We start from the raw sequence: 18,606 nt of genomic DNA on the forward strand, positions 1-18,606 counted from the left end.
TTACAAACTAAAATTTTTACCTAAATAAATTTTTCTTGCAACTTCATTTTCTGCTATTTCATTACTATTCCCGCTAATTAAAACCTTTCCTTCCGACATAATATATGCCCTTTCTGTAATTCTTAACGTTTCCTTTACATTGTGATCAGTAATCAAAATTCCAAGACCCTTCTTTTTCAAATATAATATTATCTCTTGTATATCCTCTACAGCAATAGGATCTACTCCTGCAAAAGGTTCATCTAACAATATAAAATTTGGTTCATTTGCTATTGTTCTAGCTATTTCAACTCTTCTTCTTTCTCCACCAGACAGAGAATATCCTAAACTATTTTCTATATGTGATATTTTAAACTCCTCTAATAACATATCTTTTTTTTCTATTCTCTCTTTTTTCGAAATTTTGTTCATCTCTAATATTGTTAAAATATTTTCTCCAACTGTCATATTCCTAAAAATTGAAGGTTCTTGTGCTAAATAACCTATTCCTAATCTAGCACGTTTATACATTGGATATTTAATTATATCCATTTCATTATACATTACTTTTCCACTTTCTGGCTTTATTATTCCAACTATCATATAAAAAGTTGTAGTTTTTCCTGCTCCATTTGGTCCAAGTAATCCTACTATTTCTCCTTTATTAACTTCTAAACTCACCTTATTTACAACTAATCTTTTTTTATAACTTTTGCATAATTCTTGTACTGCAATACTATTCATTATTTACTCTCCTCTTTAGGCTTTATCCTCAATTTAAATTTAGTTGTACCTATTCCAGATAATATATTTGTTTTTAAATCCATAACTCCCTCTTCTGCTTCTACTTTGTTTTCACCTTGATAAACTATAATATTCCCTTTCATTTTCACTTTTTTATCTTCATTATTTAAAGAAGCATCATTTGCTGTTGCATTTATTGTACCAGCTTCTTTAGTTATATTTGTTAATTTTACATTACTTTTCATTTCACCTGTATTTGTATTTAAATTTAAATAAACATAATCTGATTTTATTGTTGTATCTCCATCTATTTTTAATACTGGATTACCTTTTCCAAAAACTAAATTTTTCATGTTATCCATTTCAAGATAATCACTTGAAAGATTCATATCTTTATACCAAAAATCAGTTTTATTTTTTATTTCTCCTCTTGTTACATCAAATTGATCATCTTTATTTTTTTTAAAATACATTTTAGCTATATCTCCTGAAAATTTCATCTTTTCTGATGGCAGATCAGCTTTTAAATTATCTTTAAAATTAAACTCCTTTTTTGAATAATCGCCTGATAAAAAATCTCCTGTTATCTTATCCCCATCTTCTGTTGTTATTACTCCTTTTTCTCCATCTAAAGTTTTATTCTTCAGATCCATTTCACCTGATTGAATAACCATCTTTAGATTTTTTTCTGTAACTGTAATTGGAGTTTCTGATTTTATTTTTTTTGTTTTAATAAAATATCTTAGTTTATCAGAGTCTATATTTAGTTCTTTTTGATTTATATTTACTTTTTTTATAAAATCAATTTCATTTGATTTTTCATCATATTTTGCTAATTCACTTTTAAATTTTATATCTTCTTGATGCCCTGAAATTTTTCTTAATTTTAAAATTTTTAAATTATTGTCATATTCTCCTGTTTCATAATTCATAATTATTTTTTCTGTTTTATTTTCAACTTTTCCTGGTGTGATTAAATATCCCATTTTTTCTTTATATTTATACACTATTTTTTCTGTATTTCCATATATATCATCTTTTTTTAATCTAACATCTCCATATATATCCATCTCTTCTTTATATTTATAAGTCAGCTCATTAGCATTAACTATCAAATCATCTTTTCTGTTTTTTATTTCAACTGTTCCAACCAATTTTCCAAATTTATCATCTAAATTATATGTAAAGCTGTCCCCTGATATTTCATAATCATCTTTTACAACTTTTGTTTTTCCTAATAAACTTATCAGTTTAGAATTATCGTCATATTCTCCATTCTTTGAATATATTTTTAAATCGTCCTCTTTATTATAAACTTCAAAATTATCTTTCATATATATTTTTTTATTTGCTTCATCAAGATCTAATTTTTGTGTTACAATATTATATTTTTCATAGTTTATAGATATATTTTTTTCTAAATTATATATCTTTTTCTTTAAATTAAATTTAACAAAATCACTTATTAAATTATTTTCTTTTTTCTCTATATATATTTTTTTAGAAGTACCTATTTCATCTTTTGTATAAAATATTAAATTAGAACCATTTATTTTCATTCCATTTTTAACTACTCTAAAGTTTTCTGGAATAACCAATTTATTTTCATCCACAAAATAGTGGAATTTTTTACTTTTCATTCTATAGTCTTTTCCAAAAACTAATATATTTTCATGTCCAACTCCTTCTATAATATTATTTTTTTTATCATATGTAATTTCATCGGCTTTCATTGTAGATTCTTTATTTTTTATTTCTATGTTATTAGATAATTTTATATTCTCTGTAACTTCATCTATTTGCATATAATCGGACTCAAAATTATACTCTTTTATTTTACCTTTTACAGGTTTATTCAATACTATTTTTTTAGTTTTGCCATTATAAAATGCTTTTGGAGTATTAATTTCCATATCATCTTTTTTTAATTTTACATTATCATATACATCTACATTATTAGTTTTTTTATAATAAACTAAATTATTTGCAGTTAGTGTATACCCTTTCATTCGTGCTTTAAATTTACCCCATACAATTAATCTGTTATTATCCATATCATAAATTGCATAATTTAATTCTCCAGTTACTAATTCTATTTTTCCCTTTTCACTATTAAGATTTTTAACTTGTACTTTTATATTACCATTTAATTTTACTATATTTTTGTTTCTATCATAAATCACTCTATCACAGCTTAAAGTTACTTTATTTGAAGTTAATTTAACGTTAGTATATAAATTTATTAATGTAAATTGACTATTGGCTTCAAAATGTCTTGCTGTTATTTTTATATCATCTTTTTTTGCTTCCACTTTTGAAACTGAATAAAATTTCTTTTTATTTTCATCATATCTCATTTCAGTTGTTTTAAATTTCCAACCATTGTCTGTTACTCCTGTTATATTTCCTTTTAGTATCATATTTTTCAATTTATCAACTATGGCTTCATTTCCTTTTAATGACATATTTTTGAAAAAAGCTTGTGCCTGTTTAAATACTGTTGTCTCATTAGTTTGATTCTCAATAAGTTGATTAGCAGAAATTTTATAACTATTTCCTATATCATATTTTATATTATTTGTTTTAATATCTTTTTTTATCTCTCCTATATTAATATCTGACATTTTTTTTATATAATTATTATATATAAAAAGTAAAAATATTCCTAACATTATGAAATATAATATTTTTTTCAACATTTTATCGCTCCTATTGAATGTTTAAAAAGTAATATTTTTATATTTATATGAATGTGTAATCAACTACATAATTTATAAATAAACAAGAATATTCTTTTTAACCCATTTCTATTTTCTATTTTCTATTTTTCTTTTTATTTCATTTAATTTGTTTAAAGCTTCCAATGGTGTAATGTTATTTAAATTAAGTTCTTCTAACTCAATTAATATTTCATCTTCAACTTTTTCTTCTTCCTCTACTATTATATCATTATTTCCAAAAAGTGACAACTGTTCAACTTGTATTGTACTTTCCACTAATTTTCTTCTTTTTTCTAAATTAAATAATATTTTTTTACTTCTATTAATTATATCATTAGGGATTCCTGCCAATTTTGCAACTTCAATTCCATAACTTTTATCAGCTCCGCCTCTAACTATTTTCCTTAAAAATATAACACTGTTTGAAGTTTCTTTTACTTCTATTCTAAAATTAACTATATTCTCAAATTTCTTTTCCAATTCTGTAAGCTCATGATAATGAGTAGCAAAAATTGTTTTAGATTTTACCTTATCATGTATATATTCGCTTATAGCCCACGCTATTGATATTCCATCAAATGTACTTGTCCCTCTTCCCACTTCATCCAAAATAACAAAACTTCTTTCAGTTGCATTATTCACTATATTAGCTACTTCACTCATCTCTACCATAAATGTACTTTGCCCTGATACTAAGTCATCACTAGCTCCCACTCTTGTAAATATTTTATCAACTACTCCAATCTTTGCATATGTGGCAGGCACATAACTCCCTATTTGCGCTAAAATTATTATTAGTGCTATCTGCTTCATATATGTGGATTTCCCAGCCATATTAGGCCCAGTAAGTATTATCAGTTTTTCCTTTTCTGTAAATTTTATATTATTACTCACATAATCTTCACTACCTATTAATTTTTCTACTACAGCATGTCTTGCATCTTGTATATCAATTTCAAAACCTTCATCTATTTCTGGTTTTATATAATTATTTTCAATTGCTACAACTGCAAACGATATTATCATATCTAAATTTGCGATTTTGCTCGCCACATCTTGCAATGTTTTTTTCATATTTTTTATATTAGAAGTTATTTCTTTAAAAATTTTATACTCTAATTCTTCTATTTTATCCTTTGCATTTAACACTTTGCTTTCATATTCTTTTAATTCAGGAGTAATAAATCTTTCTGCATTTGACAAAGTTTGTTTTCTAATATAATTTTCTGGAACTAAATCAATATTACTCTTAGTTACTTCTATATAATATCCAAAAACTCTATTATATTTTACTTTTAATGATTTTATTCCCGTTTTTTCTTTTTCCTCTTTTTCCAAATCTAATATATATTTTTTACCCTGTTTTGAAATATTTCTTAATTCATCTAATTCTTTATTATAATTTTCTTTTATAATTTTCCCTTCTCTTATTGAAAATGGTGGCTCTTCTATTATTGAACTGTCTATTAATTCATATATTTCAATCAAATCTTTTAATTCAAATTTTAATATATCACTATCTTTTAAAATGTTTTTTATCTCTATTACAGATTTTAATGATTTTTTCAATGCAATTATATCTCTTCCATTTTCAGTTCCCAAAACTATCTTTCCGATTATTCTTTCTATATCATAAATATTAATTAATTCTTCTCTAATTTCTTCTCTAATCATTAAATTATCTATAAAATATTTTACATTATTTTGTCTTTCTAGTATTTTATCTATATCAATCAAGGGACTTACTATAACTTTTTTTAATAATCTACCTCCCATAGAAGTTTTAGTTTTATTTAAAACCCATAATAATGTACCTAAACTATTTTTTTCTCTGTTATTTTTAATTAAATCTAAATTTCTTTGTGTTGTTACATTTAATTCCATTTGATTTTTTGTATTTACATATATCAGTTTATTTACCGGTATTTCTCCAAATTTCTGTAACTCTAAAATATAATTTAAAACCGTTCCTGCAATTTCTATTGAAATTTTTTTATTGTTTATCCCAAAACTTTCTAATGAAATAATATTAAAATAATCTTTTAAAAATTCCTCACTATCATCTATTAAATTTATAGTATTTAATAATATATTATTTAATTTAGTATATTCTTCTATTTTTTCTTTTAATATTTCATATGATACGTTGTCTATTAAAATCTCTTTTGGAGCTATTTTATTAATTTCATTAAATATTTTCTCGCTTAAATTTCCCTCATCAAATTGTGTAGTTTTAAATTCACCAGTAGTAATATCAATATATGAAATTCCTGCTCCAGAATCTTTTATTTCAATTCCCAATAAATAATTATTACTATTTTCGTCTAAAGAATCTGTATCAATAACAGTTCCAGGTGTAATTATTTTCACAACTTCTCTTTTTACAATTCCCTTAGCTTTTTTAGGATCCTCCACTTGCTCGCATATGGCAACTTTATATCCTTTTGACACTAATTTAGATATATATTGTGCTGCTGAATGATAAGGAATCCCTGCCAATGGAACTTCTACTCCCTTCTCTTTATTTCGAGAAGTCAAAGTAATCCCTAGCTCTTTTGAGGCTATTTTTGCATCTTCAAAAAACATCTCATAAAAATCACCTAATCTAAAAAAAAGTATTGAATCCTCATTTTCTTTTTTTATTGCTTTATATTGTTTCATTAATGGAGTTTCTTTTTTTATCATTTAATTTCACCCTTTATATTAATATTTATTTTTATTCTATAAAAACATATAACATATCTAAAAAAACCGCCAATAATAAAGGAGTTTTAGATTTTCGATTCTAACACTGAACGCCCCCCTATTAAAGCGGTTTTTTTATCTGAATATTTTTTTTACATAATTCGGCAATACAAAGCTTGCTTTATGTATTCCACTATTATAATATTTTGTAAATTTTTCTATTTTTTCAGCTTTTTCTAAATTAAAATCTTCTATTGGATTATATCTTTTAGACCCTATGCTAAAAGACCAAAACCCACTTTGATATGCGAGCAAAGATGCCGTTGCAAGTTTTGATATTGGAAATATTTTCCTAAATGAATCCTGAACATCTTTTATTATTGGTAAATGATACCATGGTGATTCTGATTGTGCTATCACTATTCCATCTTCTGTTAATGATTCATAACATAATTTATAAAAATCTTCTTTAAATAATCCTACTGCCGGTCCAATAGGATCTGTAGAATCTATACATATTATATCATAATAATTTTTTTTATTCTCTAAAAATTTTATACCATCTTCAAAATATAATTTTACTCTTTCATCACTTTTTAATATTCCTGCTACATTTGGAAAATATTCTAAACAAACGTCAGTAACATGTTTATCTATTTCGCAAAGATGAATCTCTTCAAAGCTATCATATCTTGCAAGTTCTCTAATTGTTCCTCCATCTCCACCACCTATTACAAGTGCTCTTTTGGGATTTGGATGAATATTTGATGATAAATGTGCCATCATTTCATGATATACAAATTCATCTTTTTCCGTAACCATTAAAATTCCATCTAATGTAAATGCTCTTCCAAACTCTTCTGTTTCAAAGACATCTAATCGTTGATATTCACTTTTACCACTATATAAACATTCTTTTACTTTTAATGAATATTTTAATCCTGGTAAATGAAATTCAGAAAACCAAAATTCCATATTTTTTAATTCCTCCCTTTTTGTGGGTCAATCACTCTATTTATATAATTTCTCAATTCTATTTATCCCTTCTTCTATTTCATCTAATGAATTAGCATATGAAAATCTAATAAAACCATCCATTCCAAATGCAGCTCCTGGTACAACTCCAACTTTTGCAATATCTAATATTTCCTCAGAAACCTCTTCTGAATTTTTACCTATTTTTTCAATATTCACAAAAATATAAAAAGCACCTCCTGGAATATCAGGCAATATAAATTTATCTATTTTAGAAAGTTTTTTATACATATAATCTCTTCTTTTTTTAAATTCTAAAACCATACTATCTAAAATTTTATTATCTAAATTAAGTGCTGCAATTACAGCTTTCTGTGCTATGCTGTTTGGATTGGAAGTTGTATGACCTTGAAATCCAACCGCCAATTTTGCTATCTTTTCTGGAGCTGCCATATACCCTATTCTCCATCCTGTCATTGCATAAGCTTTTGATACTCCATTTATTACAATAGTTCTATTTTTTATACTCTCAGAAATAGAAGCAATAGATACATGTTCATTATCATATATTAATTTTTCATATATTTCATCCGAAATAATATAAAAATTATATTTTATAGCTAACTCTCCAATTTTCCTTAATTCTTCTCTTGACATTACTGACCCAGTAGGATTATTAGGTGTATTAATAATTATAGCTTTTGTTTTAGATGTTATCTTTTTTTCAATAGCTTCTGCAGTTAATTTAAAACAATTATCAAAACTTGTATCAACTAAAACAGGAACTCCTCCTAATAATTTCACCATTTCACTATAACTCACCCAATAGGGGTTTGCAAATATAACTTCATCTTTTGGATTTAAAATAGCCGCTAATGCGTTATATAGAGAATGCTTTGCTCCGTTAGATACAATTATATTATCTCTTGTATATTTTAATCCATTGTCTCTAAGTAATTTGTTAATTATCGCATCTTTTAATTCAACAATTCCACTAGCTGATGTATAATGTGTAAATCCATCATCAATAGCTTTTTTTGCCGCTTCTCTTATTGGAAGTGGAGTATCAAAATCAGGTTCTCCTGCACCAAAAGATATAACATTTTCACCTTTTTCTCTTAATTCATTTACTTTTGCTATAATCTTTAAAGTAGCTGACGGAGTTATACCCTCTAACCTTTTAGAAAATTCCATTATTACACCTCTATTTTTATTTTTTCTTTCTGTCTTTCAGCTTGTGATTTTGATATATATTCAGGTTCTAATAAGTATATATTATCATCCTCTTTTTTTTCTGCAATTTCACATAAAACACCAGCATCAATTTTAGACCTAGATATTTTATTAAATTTAATATTTTTAATTCCATTTTCTAATATTAACTCTCTATAATTTATACTACCATCGCCTGTTAAAATTTTCTTGCTATCTTTATATTTTTCTAAGATATCTAAAACTTTTCCATCTCTAATCTGTTCTACTACCTTCAATTTAGAATCAACATATTTATAAACACCATAATATACTCTTTCTTTCCTTGCATCAATCATAGGAATAATCAAGTCAGAACTATCTGATATCCCATTTGCTAAAATTTCTAAACTATTTATTCCAATAATTTCTTTATCTATTGCAAAAGCAATTCCTTTTGCAGTTCCTATTCCTACTCTTACTCCTGTAAATGAACCTGGACCTATTCCAACAGCAACTCTATCTACATCTGATATTTTTAATTTAGAAAATTCAAACAGGGTATCTATTCCTTTTAACAATGAGTCTGAATGATTAAATTTCACTTCTAAATCTAATTTAGATATAATTCCATTTTCGCTATCATATAATGCCACACTGCTTATTTTTGTAGATGTATCAATCCCTAAAATTAACATATTGGATAATCTCCTCTGCTCGTTTTTCATCCCCTATTACTTCAATTTTCATCATTCTACTTTCTTCATCTGAATATTCTAATGTAATTCTTATATATTTGTCTGGCAGCTCTTCTTCTATTAAATCAGCCCATTCAACTATAACTATTCCATCTCCATTTATATAATCTTCATATCCTATTTCATAAACTTCTTCTGGCTCTCCTATTCTATATACATCAAAATGATAAAATGGACATCCAATTTTAGTTTTATACTCTCTCACATAAGTAAATGTAGGACTTTTTATCTCACCTGTTATACCTAAATTTTTAGCTATTTCTTTTACAAATGTTGTTTTTCCTGTGCCTAAATCTCCGACTAAGGCAATAAAATCTCCTGATTTTATTGCCTTAGATAATTTTTCAGCTATTTGATTTATTTCGTTAAAATTAACTTTTCTTTTCATCTATTTGTCCTCATATTTTCATCTAAAATGTTGCTTCTGCTAATTTATAAGCTGTTACTACCCTTATAAAGAAATCTAAAACAGTCATTGTCTTTTTTATCCAGTCTGTTTTTTCTGTTGTATTCTTAGGTATTACTATTGTATCTCCCGCTTTTATTTTCATACCGCCAAACAGGCCTCTTCTTAATGTTTTTCCATTTTCCCTAATAACAAAAATTTTATTTTTAGCTGCTGTTTCTTTTATTCCACCAGCTAAATCTAGAAAATTATCTAAACTAATATTTTGATTATATGTAACTATCCCTGGCAAATACACTTCTCCTATTATTTTTACATAATTAACTTTTTCTGGAATATAAATTGCATCTCCATCTTTTAATATTACATCTGGAATAAATCTTTTTTTATTACTATCATATTTTAAATTTACAATTCTTGCATTAGCTGTCAAATTAGATATATCTATAGTTTTTTTCATATCACTATCTATATTAATGTTTTGTAATTCAGATGCAATTTTTTCTTTTCTATAAAGTTTTATTCCTTCTGGAGAAGCTCCTTTTTTAAACCATTCTGCTCTTTTCATTACATCATTTAAAGTTTCATTTTTTGTTATTGAATATTTTCCTGGATAATTTACATATCCGCTTATATCTACAGTTGCTTTCTTTTCCCAATTAATTAATTTTCTTACAAATATTTGATCATCCGCTTGCAATTTAAAATTAGGATTCTTATTTATATCCACATCAATAACTGATGTTTTTTCTCCATTGACACTATTTCTAACTACTTCAACTTTAGTTTTGTCAGAACTATTTTTTAATCCTTTAGCATGAAATATCAAATCGTTTATAGTCATTTTATCATAATAATCATATTTACCTGCTGCTCTTATTTCTCCATAAATATATACCTTTGAAAATTCTTTAACTTCAGAATAATTATAAACTCTTAATGTATCATATTTTTTTAACTCTATATCTGATTTTTTATCTCCATCTAATATTTTACCTAAGTTTACAGGTATTACATTTATTCCTCCATCTTTTTCCACTCTAAATATATCAGCCCTTTTTAAATATACTCCTGTATCTTTTAATCCACCTGCTTGGAAAATTATTTGTGATACTTTTCTATTATTTCCATATAACAGATAACTCCCTTGTTTTTTAACAGAACCCAATACCGTTACATACTCTCTACCTTCTCCTACATCTTCTATATTATAAACTTTTAGTGTATCATATTTCTTTAATTCTATATCCGCTTTCTTATCTCCATCTAGTATTTTCCCTAAGTTTACAGGTATTACATTTATTCCCCCATCTTTTTCTACTCTAAATATATCGGCTCTTTTTAAATATACTCTTGTATCTTTTAATCCGCCTGCTTGGAAAATAGCATCTGAAACTTTACTGTTTTTAAAAGATTCATATATCCCTTGTTTTTTTACTGCTCCCATCACTGTTACATAACTTCTTTCTCCTATATCTTTTAAATTATAAATAAAAATTGTATCTCCTGTTTTTAATTCTGGATTTTCTTCAAATGAAAAAGGAATTTTTTCTCTAAGCGTATCTTTTCCTATTCTAAATATATCTCCTCTTTTGAAATATGTATCTGGTAAAATCCCACCTGCTTTTTTTAATATCTCCTGTAATCTTTCATTCTTATTAAGTTGATACAATCCTGGTCTCACAATGTTCCCATATATATATATACCATTTTCAAAATTATTTTTTATTTTTCCAATTTCTATTATATCTCCTGATTTCACAACAAAATCTTTCTTATCTGATACATCAAAAACTTTTAAGCTATCTCCTGATATTCTTTTTAATTTAACACTTAATTTATATGCGTTATCTAAAAAACCACCTGCTAATTTTATAATACTCTCTACTGTATCTTTTTCATTGAATTCATAACTTCCAGCTCTTTTTATCTCTCCAGTTATTGTTACTTTTGATTTTATAACAGGAACATATACTACATCTCCATCTTTTAATAAAATATTACTCTTTTCATCTTTTCCTAATAAAAAATCGTATATATCTACATCTATAGTTTTTCCACTTCTTAAAATTCTAGCATTTCTCAAACTTGCGTTTTGAGTTATTCCATCCGCCATATAAATGCTACTTACAATCCCTGACATTGGATTTAATATATAATTTCCTGGTTTATTTACTTCACCTAATACAAAAACTTTTATACTTCTCATTTTTAGTAATGATATGTCTACATTAAAATCTTTATATTTTTTATTACCTTTCTCTTTTATCTCTTTTTCTACCTCTTTAATTGACTTACCTCTTACATATAGTGCCCCAAAATTATTTAAAAATACATTTCCAGAACCATCTATATATACGTTATAGCCTTGTTTTGAATTATTCGTATTAGATAACTCTGAAAAATTTTTGCTCCAAAATTTCACTAAAATATAATCTCCGTTTGAAAGTATATAATTTTTCCCTACAGATACAACTGATGGTAAAAATTGTTTTGAATTACTTTTGTTATTAAAAAAAGAACTTCCAAACATTGATATATTATTTTCATCATTAAAACCTCTTTTTTTCAATTTACTATATAAATCTTCTGTTTGTCTTTCTAATTCCTTTTTATCTTCTATCTTTTTTTTTGAATTATCATCTTTTAATATCTCTTTATTATTATTTAATTGTTTTTTATTTGTGTTAATTTCGTTGTTTTCTAAATTTAAATCGTTTACATTATTATTTACATTATTATTTGAAACATTGTTTAAGCTGCTTAAATTACTATTTAGGTTACTCAAATTACTATTCAAATTACTCAAATTATCAATTGTAGTTCCAGACGATACACTATTATTAGCCAAATTAACTTCCCCATAACTTATAATATTTATTAATAATAATACCAATAGTATAACTATTTTATTTTTCATTAAATATCCTCCCGATTTAATATTTCTTTTATTATATTTGTAGTAGATTTTCCTTGTATCAGCGACACTATTTTTACAATTCCACCATTTTCTTTTACTACTTTTGCTTCAGGAAGATCTTCCTCTTTGTAATCTCCTCCTTTTATGTGAATATCTGGTTTTATTTGCTTTAATATTTCTATTGGAGTATCCTCTTCAAATTTCACTACATAATCTACTGATTCTAATCCAGCTAACATTTCCATTCTTTCATTTTCTGGAACATATGGTCTTTTTTCTCCTTTTAATCTCCTAACAGACGAATCAGAATTAACACCTACCACTAATATATCCCCATAACTTTTAGCTTCTTCCAAATATCTCAAATGTCCCACATGCAAAATATCAAAACACCCATTTGTAAAAACTATTGTTTTTTTTTCTTGTTTTAGATTTTTAATTATTTTTTCAATATTATTTTTTTCTATTATTTTCAAATTAAAATCCTCCTTCAAATCTTTTTCATTCAACAACAAACTATAAATTTATTCAGAAAATAATCTACACCGTTTTTTTTGAAATATGCAATTTTTCAAAGCGAAATTTTTCAGAAATCAAAAATTTTGAAAAACATTTATGCTTTACATTATGAAGCGTAGCTTATTTTTTTATTATAGCATATCTTTTTATTATCTTCAAGAAAAAAAAGTAGGCAAATTTTGCCTACTTTGTCCCAAAAATTCTATCTCCAGCATCTCCAAGACCTGGATAAATATATCCTTTTTCATTTAAACCTTCATCTATCTTTGCAGTATATATATCTACATCAGGATGCTTTTTTACCACATTTGCAATTCCTTCTGGTGCAGCTATTAACGATAAAAAAACAATATCTTTTACCCCTTCTTTTTTTAAATAATCTATTGCATAATTTGCAGAACCACCTGTAGCTAACATAGGATCTACCAAAATAACTTTTCTATCTGCAATATCTTCAGGTAATTTGCAATAATAATATACAGGTTTTAAAGTTTCTTCATTTCTATAAACTCCAATATGACCTACTTTAGCTGTTGGTATAAACGTAATTATTCCTTCCACCATTCCAAGACCTGCTCTCAAAATTGGAACTACCGCAACCGCTTTGTCTGGCAATATATATGATTTTGTCTTCATTACAGGTGTTTCCACTTCTATCTCTTCTAATTTTAAACCTTTTGTAACTTCATAAGTCATAAGACCTGCTATCTCATTTAATGTTTCTCTAAAAAGTTTAGTATCTGTATTTTTATTTCTCAAAAAAGTTAATTTATGAGAAATCAAAGGATGATTCACTTCTACTACTGCCATTTATTTCACTCCTAACTCTTCTAATTTTTTTTTAAACTCTTTCAAATTTATTCTCATTGTAACAACGCAACTATCATCACTGTCCCATTCTCTTTTGGTCATTTCCGCTTCTCTTATAAATGATATAACAGATGTTTTTATTGTAGAATCTTTTACCATAGCATCTTGAACTATCATTCCACTTTCTAATTTCACTCCATATAAATATGAAGCAATATCATTTAATGCCGCAGATTTAGCTGTTTCATATGAAGTTTGACGCCTAAAAGCTTTATTTGAAGCTTTTATATCTGGAGCTCCCATACCTATTGCTTCATAAAATTGTTTAGAATCATTCGAATTTACAGCAACTACTACTTTTTCTTTTTTCATTTGCGATTTTGTTGTTGTTCCACAACCACTCAATGATATTAATCCTAAAATCACTAAAGTTAAAAATATTTTTTTCACAGATATCACTCTCCTTTTTCAGCTTAAAGAACGTTTGAAAAATAATTTATATTTTTTTATAAAAGCTATTAAAAATATTTAAAAAACAATATATATATTTTGTTGTAAAAGCGCTTAAATCATTGCGTATTTTAAAACAAAATTAGAATGTAATTTTTAAGCTGTTCCTAAATTATCGCGTACTTTAAAACAAAATAAGAAAATTATTCCTAAGCCATCCCTAATCTCATTATACCACGAAAATTATACTCTTTCAACTATATTGTTTCAGTGAGCCAAATCACATTTTAAACCTAAAAAATAAAAACAGAGCTATCTGCTCTGTTTTTATTTAAGACCATATTTTTTTCTGAATTTATCAACTCTACCTGTTTCGTCAACAAATCTACTTTTACCAGTATAAAAAGGATGGCAATTTGAACATACTGCTACTTTCAAAGTATCTCCTTTTGAATATGTTGATTTTGTTTCAAAACTATTACCGCAAGAACACTCTACTGTAATTAGTTTATAATCTGGATGTATTCCTTCTCTCACTTTTTTTCACCTCACCTTAATTTAAAATACGTATTATTTTATCATATTTATCTTAAATTTTCAAGATATTTTTAATATTTTTCCAATCTTTTTCTTTCTTTCCCTAAAACAGTGTTTCTTCCATGCCCAGACATAATAATTAATTCATCTTTAAATATTAATATTTTTTTTATACTATCTTTTAGTTGCATAAAATTTCCAGTTGGAAAGTCCGTTCTTCCTATTGCATTTTCAAATATAAAATCCCCTACAAACATTATATTTTCACTTTTAAAATAATAAGATTTACTTCCAATTGTATGTCCAGGTGTATTTATTACTAAAAAATTATCAATTTCATCATTTTCTTTCACTTTTATTAAATTCAATTTATTTATATCAAACTTCAATTTTTCATTTAACATTTCTGATAAATTTAATTTTTCATTTTCTAAAAAATTTATTTCTTCTTCTCCAATTACTATTTCCACATTTTCAAAATAATTTAAAAAAATTTTCAAACCCATAATATGATCAAAATGACCATGTGTTAATAAAATTCTTTTTAATTGCATTTTATTCATGTTCATATATTTTATTATATTTTCAACTTCATAACTTCCAGGATCAATTATTGTAACCTCATTGCCATTTGTCAACATATAACAATTTGACTGAAATTTTCCTAATATAAATTTCTCTATTTTCATTATTTACCTCATTATCTTATACATTAAATAAGAATTCCATCAAATCTCCATCTTGCACTACGTATTCTTTTCCTTCAATCCTTAATCCACCTGCTTCTTGAGAACCTTTCCAACCGTTATATTTTATAAAGTCATCAAAAGATACAACTTTAGCTCTTATAAAACCTTTTTCAAAATCTGTATGAATTTCACTAGCAGCTTTAGGTGCTGTAGCTCCTATTTTTATTGTCCAAGCTCTAACTTCTTTTACTCCAGCTGTAAAATACGTTTGCAGATTTAAAAGTTTATATCCTGCTCTTATTAATCTATTCAAACCAGGCTCTTCTATTCCTATCTCTTCTAAAAACATCTCTTTATCTTCATCATCTAATTCAGAAAGCTCTGCTTCCACTTTAGCAGATACTATTACAACTTCTGCATTTTGTGTGTCTGCATATTCTTTCACTTTATCTACATACTTATTACCACTATTTATCTCTTCTTCTGATACATTTGCTGCAAACATCATTGGTTTTATTGTTAAAAATTGATATTGTTTTACTAATGCCATCTCTTCTTCATTTAAATTCAAAGTTCTTATTAAATTAAATTCTTCTAAATGCTCTTTTATTTTTGTCAATACAGTAATTAAATTTTTAGATTCTTTATTACCACTTTTAGCTAATTTTGAATTTTTTACTATTCCTCTTTCAACAATTTCTAAATCAGACAAAATAAGTTCTCCATTTATAGTTTCAATATCTCTAATCGGATCAATAGCTCCATCTACGTGAGTTATATTTTCATCTTCAAAACATCTTACAACTTGACAAATTGCAGCTGTATTTCTTATATTAGATAAAAATTGATTCCCCAATCCTTCTCCTTTAGAAGCACCTTTTACCAATCCTGCTATATCTACAAATTCGACAGTTGCAGCCTGTATTCTCTGTGGATTTATTATTTTAGCTAGCTCTTCCAATCTCCTATCAGGCACTGTTACCATACCTACATTTGGTTCTATTGTACAAAAAGGATAATTTGCAGCTTCTGCAGCTCCAGCTTTTGTTATTGCATTAAAAAGTGTTGATTTGCCTACATTTGGTAACCCTACTATTCCTATTCCTATCATTACCTACAGCTCCTTCTAAAATTTATATACTCTGTTTAAGAGACATAATTTTAACACAAATATTCTTTTTTTTCAAGAAACTATTTCAAGGTAACTATAACTTCATCTTTTATATGATTATCTGAATAAAAAGGTTTATTGCTCCAATTAAATACAACTATCAGAAATAAACATATCAGAAATATATAAAACAAAATTTTATCACTTATTTTCATCTTAATCATCTCCTCGATTATACGCTTAGAAACAGATTAAAAATTACATTCCCATTTTGTTTTAAAATACGCAAGATTCAAGCATTTTTATAACAAAATATTAAAGAATTGCTTTTTAAATATTCTTTAAGCGTTTTTATAAACAATATATATTTCTTTTTAAATGTTCTTTATTTTAAATTCATCAATTAAATTAACTTCTTTAAATAGTTTTAATATATTAATATTTAATTTTTCCAAACATATTTTAATACCTCTTTTTTTATATTCTCTTTTCATTTTTAAAAAAAGCAATACACCTGATAAATCTATATAACCTACATTTGACATATCTATTTTTAAAATATCAGTATATTTTTCTAAACTATTATATTTTAACTTTTTTTCATATTCCATTATATTAAATAACTGTATATCTCCTTGTAGAATTATTTTATTAATCATTTATATCACCTCCAAAATAACAATTCCTAATTACAACAATATATTACTACATAATACTTTTTTATTCTGTAATTCGTATCACAAAAAAAAGAAAGAGTTTATTAACTCTCTCTTTTTAAAGCTTTATGTGCTATATCTTTTCTATAAAATTTATTTTCAAAATTTATACTATCTATTTTATTATAAATATCATCTACTGCAGCTTTTATATTATCTTTTATCGAAACTACATCCAGCACTCTTCCTCCATTAGTTGTAACTTTCCCATTTTCATCTTTAGTCCCTGCATGAAATACTAAAAGTCCATTTTCTTCTGCTTCTTTTATCCCAGTAATCAATTTCTCTTTTTCATATTTTCCAGGATATCCTCCAGATGCCATTACTACACATACAGCTACTCTATCATCCCACTCCAATTTTATTTTATCCAATTTTTCTTCAGCTACTGCTTCAAAAACTTCAAATAAATCAGTTTTTAATCTTGGTAATACCACTTGTGTTTCTGGATCTCCAAACCTAACATTAAATTCAACAACCTTCACTTCTTTTCCAGATATCATAAGTCCAGCATATAATACACCTTTATACTTTATTCCCTCCTCTTTTAATCCCTTTATCATTGGAACTAAAATATCATTATAAACCATTTTATAAACTTCGTCAGTTACAACAGGAGCAGGCGAATATGTCCCCATTCCACCAGTATTCGGTCCTTTATCTCCATCATATATTCTTTTGTGATCTTGAGATGATACCATAGGATATATAGTTTTCCCATCTGTAAAAGCAAGAATACTAGCCTCTTCTCCATCCATATATTCTTCTATAACCACTTTTGCTCCTGATTCTCCAAATATTTTATCTAACATAATATCTTTTAATGCATTTATTGCATCATCTATATTAAATGCAACTGTAACTCCTTTCCCTGCAGCTAATCCATCTGCTTTTATTACAATAGGAACTCCTTTATTTTTTAAATATTTCAAAGCTTCTTCATATTCTGTAAAAGTCTCATAGTCTGCTGTTGGTATTTTATATTTCTTCATTATCTTTTTTGCAAAATCTTTACTACCTTCTAATTCTGCTGCCTCCTTTGAAGGACCAAATATCTTTAGACCATCTTTTCCAAATTCATCTACAATCCCTAAAGTTAAAGGTATTTCAGGCCCTACAACTGTCAAATCAATCTTATTATTTACTGCAAATTTTTTCAATTCTACAATATTATCTACACTAATATCTATATTTTCTCCATAATTCAAAGTCCCACCATTACCAGGGGCAATATAAATTTTGGAAACTTTATTTGAATTAAATAATTTCCAACAAATTGCCGATTCTCTACCACCATTTCCTATAACTAATACTTTCATCCGTTCAACTCCTTATTATTTGTTTTATTATTATTATTATTAAAAAATAAAATCTGAACCACTATATAATTTCACTA

At 26.0% G+C, this 18,606-nt stretch carries 17 protein-coding genes; all 17 read right to left on the reverse strand.

What is annotated here, in order from left to right:
• The 17 genes from lptB to purD all read right to left on the reverse strand — a co-directional run bounded on the left by lptB (position 1) and on the right by purD (position 18,529).
• Positions 1-723, reverse strand: a complete 723-nt coding sequence (gene lptB / locus RDY08_RS06900) for an LPS export ABC transporter ATP-binding protein (protein ID WP_307903641.1) — start codon at positions 721-723, stop codon at positions 1-3.
• The gene (gene lptC, locus RDY08_RS06905; RefSeq protein WP_307903642.1) at positions 723-3,422 is read right to left on the reverse strand and encodes an LPS export ABC transporter periplasmic protein LptC; all 2,700 of its coding nucleotides are present in this window, start codon (positions 3,420-3,422) and stop codon (positions 723-725) included. The genes lptB and lptC overlap by 1 nt, the downstream gene beginning before the upstream one ends.
• 108 nt (positions 3,423-3,530) lie before the next feature.
• Entirely contained in the window at positions 3,531-6,128 is a 2,598-nt protein-coding gene (gene mutS, locus RDY08_RS06910; RefSeq protein ID WP_307903643.1) for a DNA mismatch repair protein MutS, read from the reverse strand.
• Between the two features lie 135 nt (positions 6,129-6,263).
• Complete coding sequence (speE, locus tag RDY08_RS06915; RefSeq protein WP_307903644.1) at positions 6,264-7,103, reverse strand: polyamine aminopropyltransferase; 840 nt, start codon at positions 7,101-7,103, stop codon at positions 6,264-6,266.
• 36 nt (positions 7,104-7,139) lie between these two features.
• The gene (locus tag RDY08_RS06920) at positions 7,140-8,297 is read right to left on the reverse strand and encodes a pyridoxal phosphate-dependent aminotransferase (protein WP_307903645.1); all 1,158 of its coding nucleotides are present in this window, start codon (positions 8,295-8,297) and stop codon (positions 7,140-7,142) included.
• Positions 8,298-8,299: 2 nt separating this feature from the next.
• Positions 8,300-8,992: a tRNA (adenosine(37)-N6)-threonylcarbamoyltransferase complex dimerization subunit type 1 TsaB gene (tsaB, locus tag RDY08_RS06925; RefSeq protein ID WP_307903646.1), complete on the reverse strand. Its 693-nt coding sequence runs from the start codon at positions 8,990-8,992 to the stop codon at positions 8,300-8,302.
• Positions 8,973-9,440: a tRNA (adenosine(37)-N6)-threonylcarbamoyltransferase complex ATPase subunit type 1 TsaE gene (tsaE, locus tag RDY08_RS06930; RefSeq protein WP_307903647.1), complete on the reverse strand. Its 468-nt coding sequence runs from the start codon at positions 9,438-9,440 to the stop codon at positions 8,973-8,975. The genes tsaB and tsaE overlap by 20 nt, the downstream gene beginning before the upstream one ends.
• A gap of 22 nt (positions 9,441-9,462) precedes the next feature.
• Entirely contained in the window at positions 9,463-12,378 is a 2,916-nt protein-coding gene (locus RDY08_RS06935) for an SLBB domain-containing protein (RefSeq protein ID WP_307903648.1), read from the reverse strand.
• Positions 12,378-12,854: a D-glycero-beta-D-manno-heptose 1-phosphate adenylyltransferase gene (gene rfaE2 / locus RDY08_RS06940; protein WP_372339411.1), complete on the reverse strand. Its 477-nt coding sequence runs from the start codon at positions 12,852-12,854 to the stop codon at positions 12,378-12,380. Before rfaE2 ends, RDY08_RS06935 begins: the two co-directional genes overlap by 1 nt.
• A gap of 226 nt (positions 12,855-13,080) precedes the next feature.
• Positions 13,081-13,707, reverse strand: a complete 627-nt coding sequence (upp, locus tag RDY08_RS06945) for a uracil phosphoribosyltransferase (RefSeq protein ID WP_307903649.1) — start codon at positions 13,705-13,707, stop codon at positions 13,081-13,083.
• On the reverse strand, positions 13,708-14,157 hold the full coding sequence (locus tag RDY08_RS06950) for a hypothetical protein (RefSeq protein WP_307903650.1): 450 nt from the start codon (positions 14,155-14,157) through the stop codon (positions 13,708-13,710).
• Between the two features lie 327 nt (positions 14,158-14,484).
• Positions 14,485-14,694: a 50S ribosomal protein L31 gene (gene rpmE / locus RDY08_RS06955; RefSeq protein ID WP_307903651.1), complete on the reverse strand. Its 210-nt coding sequence runs from the start codon at positions 14,692-14,694 to the stop codon at positions 14,485-14,487.
• Positions 14,695-14,765: 71 nt separating this feature from the next.
• The gene (locus RDY08_RS06960; RefSeq protein WP_307903652.1) at positions 14,766-15,383 is read right to left on the reverse strand and encodes an MBL fold metallo-hydrolase; all 618 of its coding nucleotides are present in this window, start codon (positions 15,381-15,383) and stop codon (positions 14,766-14,768) included.
• A 16-nt stretch (positions 15,384-15,399) separates the two neighbouring features.
• Complete coding sequence (gene ychF, locus RDY08_RS06965; protein ID WP_307903653.1) at positions 15,400-16,494, reverse strand: redox-regulated ATPase YchF; 1,095 nt, start codon at positions 16,492-16,494, stop codon at positions 15,400-15,402.
• 80 nt (positions 16,495-16,574) lie between these two features.
• Positions 16,575-16,709 (reverse strand): hypothetical protein, encoded by a 135-nt coding sequence (locus RDY08_RS06970; protein ID WP_307903654.1) that lies wholly within the window; start codon positions 16,707-16,709, stop codon positions 16,575-16,577.
• 159 nt (positions 16,710-16,868) lie between these two features.
• The gene (locus RDY08_RS06975) at positions 16,869-17,153 is read right to left on the reverse strand and encodes an STAS domain-containing protein (RefSeq protein WP_307903655.1); all 285 of its coding nucleotides are present in this window, start codon (positions 17,151-17,153) and stop codon (positions 16,869-16,871) included.
• Positions 17,154-17,254: 101 nt separating this feature from the next.
• Complete coding sequence (purD, locus tag RDY08_RS06980; protein ID WP_307903656.1) at positions 17,255-18,529, reverse strand: phosphoribosylamine--glycine ligase; 1,275 nt, start codon at positions 18,527-18,529, stop codon at positions 17,255-17,257.
• Positions 18,530-18,606 lie beyond the last annotated feature (77 nt).

Source organism: Haliovirga abyssi (assembly GCF_030295325.1).
Taxonomy (GTDB): domain Bacteria; phylum Fusobacteriota; class Fusobacteriia; order Fusobacteriales; family Haliovirgaceae; genus Haliovirga; species Haliovirga abyssi.

Excerpts from the sequence above, each read along its gene's own strand:
- lptB (WP_307903641.1), bottom strand. The coding sequence starts at position 723 with ATGAATAGTATTGCAGTACAAGAATTATGCAAAAGTTATAAAAAAAGA.
- lptC (WP_307903642.1), bottom strand. The coding sequence starts at position 3,422 with ATGTTGAAAAAAATATTATATTTCATAATGTTAGGAATATTTTTACTT.
- mutS (WP_307903643.1), bottom strand. The coding sequence starts at position 6,128 with ATGATAAAAAAAGAAACTCCATTAATGAAACAATATAAAGCAATAAAA.
- speE (WP_307903644.1), bottom strand. The coding sequence starts at position 7,103 with ATGGAATTTTGGTTTTCTGAATTTCATTTACCAGGATTAAAATATTCA.
- RDY08_RS06920 (WP_307903645.1), bottom strand. The coding sequence starts at position 8,297 with ATGGAATTTTCTAAAAGGTTAGAGGGTATAACTCCGTCAGCTACTTTA.
- tsaB (WP_307903646.1), bottom strand. The coding sequence starts at position 8,992 with ATGTTAATTTTAGGGATTGATACATCTACAAAAATAAGCAGTGTGGCA.
- tsaE (WP_307903647.1), bottom strand. The coding sequence starts at position 9,440 with ATGAAAAGAAAAGTTAATTTTAACGAAATAAATCAAATAGCTGAAAAA.
- RDY08_RS06935 (WP_307903648.1), bottom strand. The coding sequence starts at position 12,378 with ATGAAAAATAAAATAGTTATACTATTGGTATTATTATTAATAAATATT.
- upp (WP_307903649.1), bottom strand. The coding sequence starts at position 13,707 with ATGGCAGTAGTAGAAGTGAATCATCCTTTGATTTCTCATAAATTAACT.
- RDY08_RS06960 (WP_307903652.1), bottom strand. The coding sequence starts at position 15,383 with ATGAAAATAGAGAAATTTATATTAGGAAAATTTCAGTCAAATTGTTAT.
- ychF (WP_307903653.1), bottom strand. The coding sequence starts at position 16,494 with ATGATAGGAATAGGAATAGTAGGGTTACCAAATGTAGGCAAATCAACA.
- RDY08_RS06970 (WP_307903654.1), bottom strand. The coding sequence starts at position 16,709 with ATGAAAATAAGTGATAAAATTTTGTTTTATATATTTCTGATATGTTTA.
- RDY08_RS06975 (WP_307903655.1), bottom strand. The coding sequence starts at position 17,153 with ATGATTAATAAAATAATTCTACAAGGAGATATACAGTTATTTAATATA.
- purD (WP_307903656.1), bottom strand. The coding sequence starts at position 18,529 with ATGAAAGTATTAGTTATAGGAAATGGTGGTAGAGAATCGGCAATTTGT.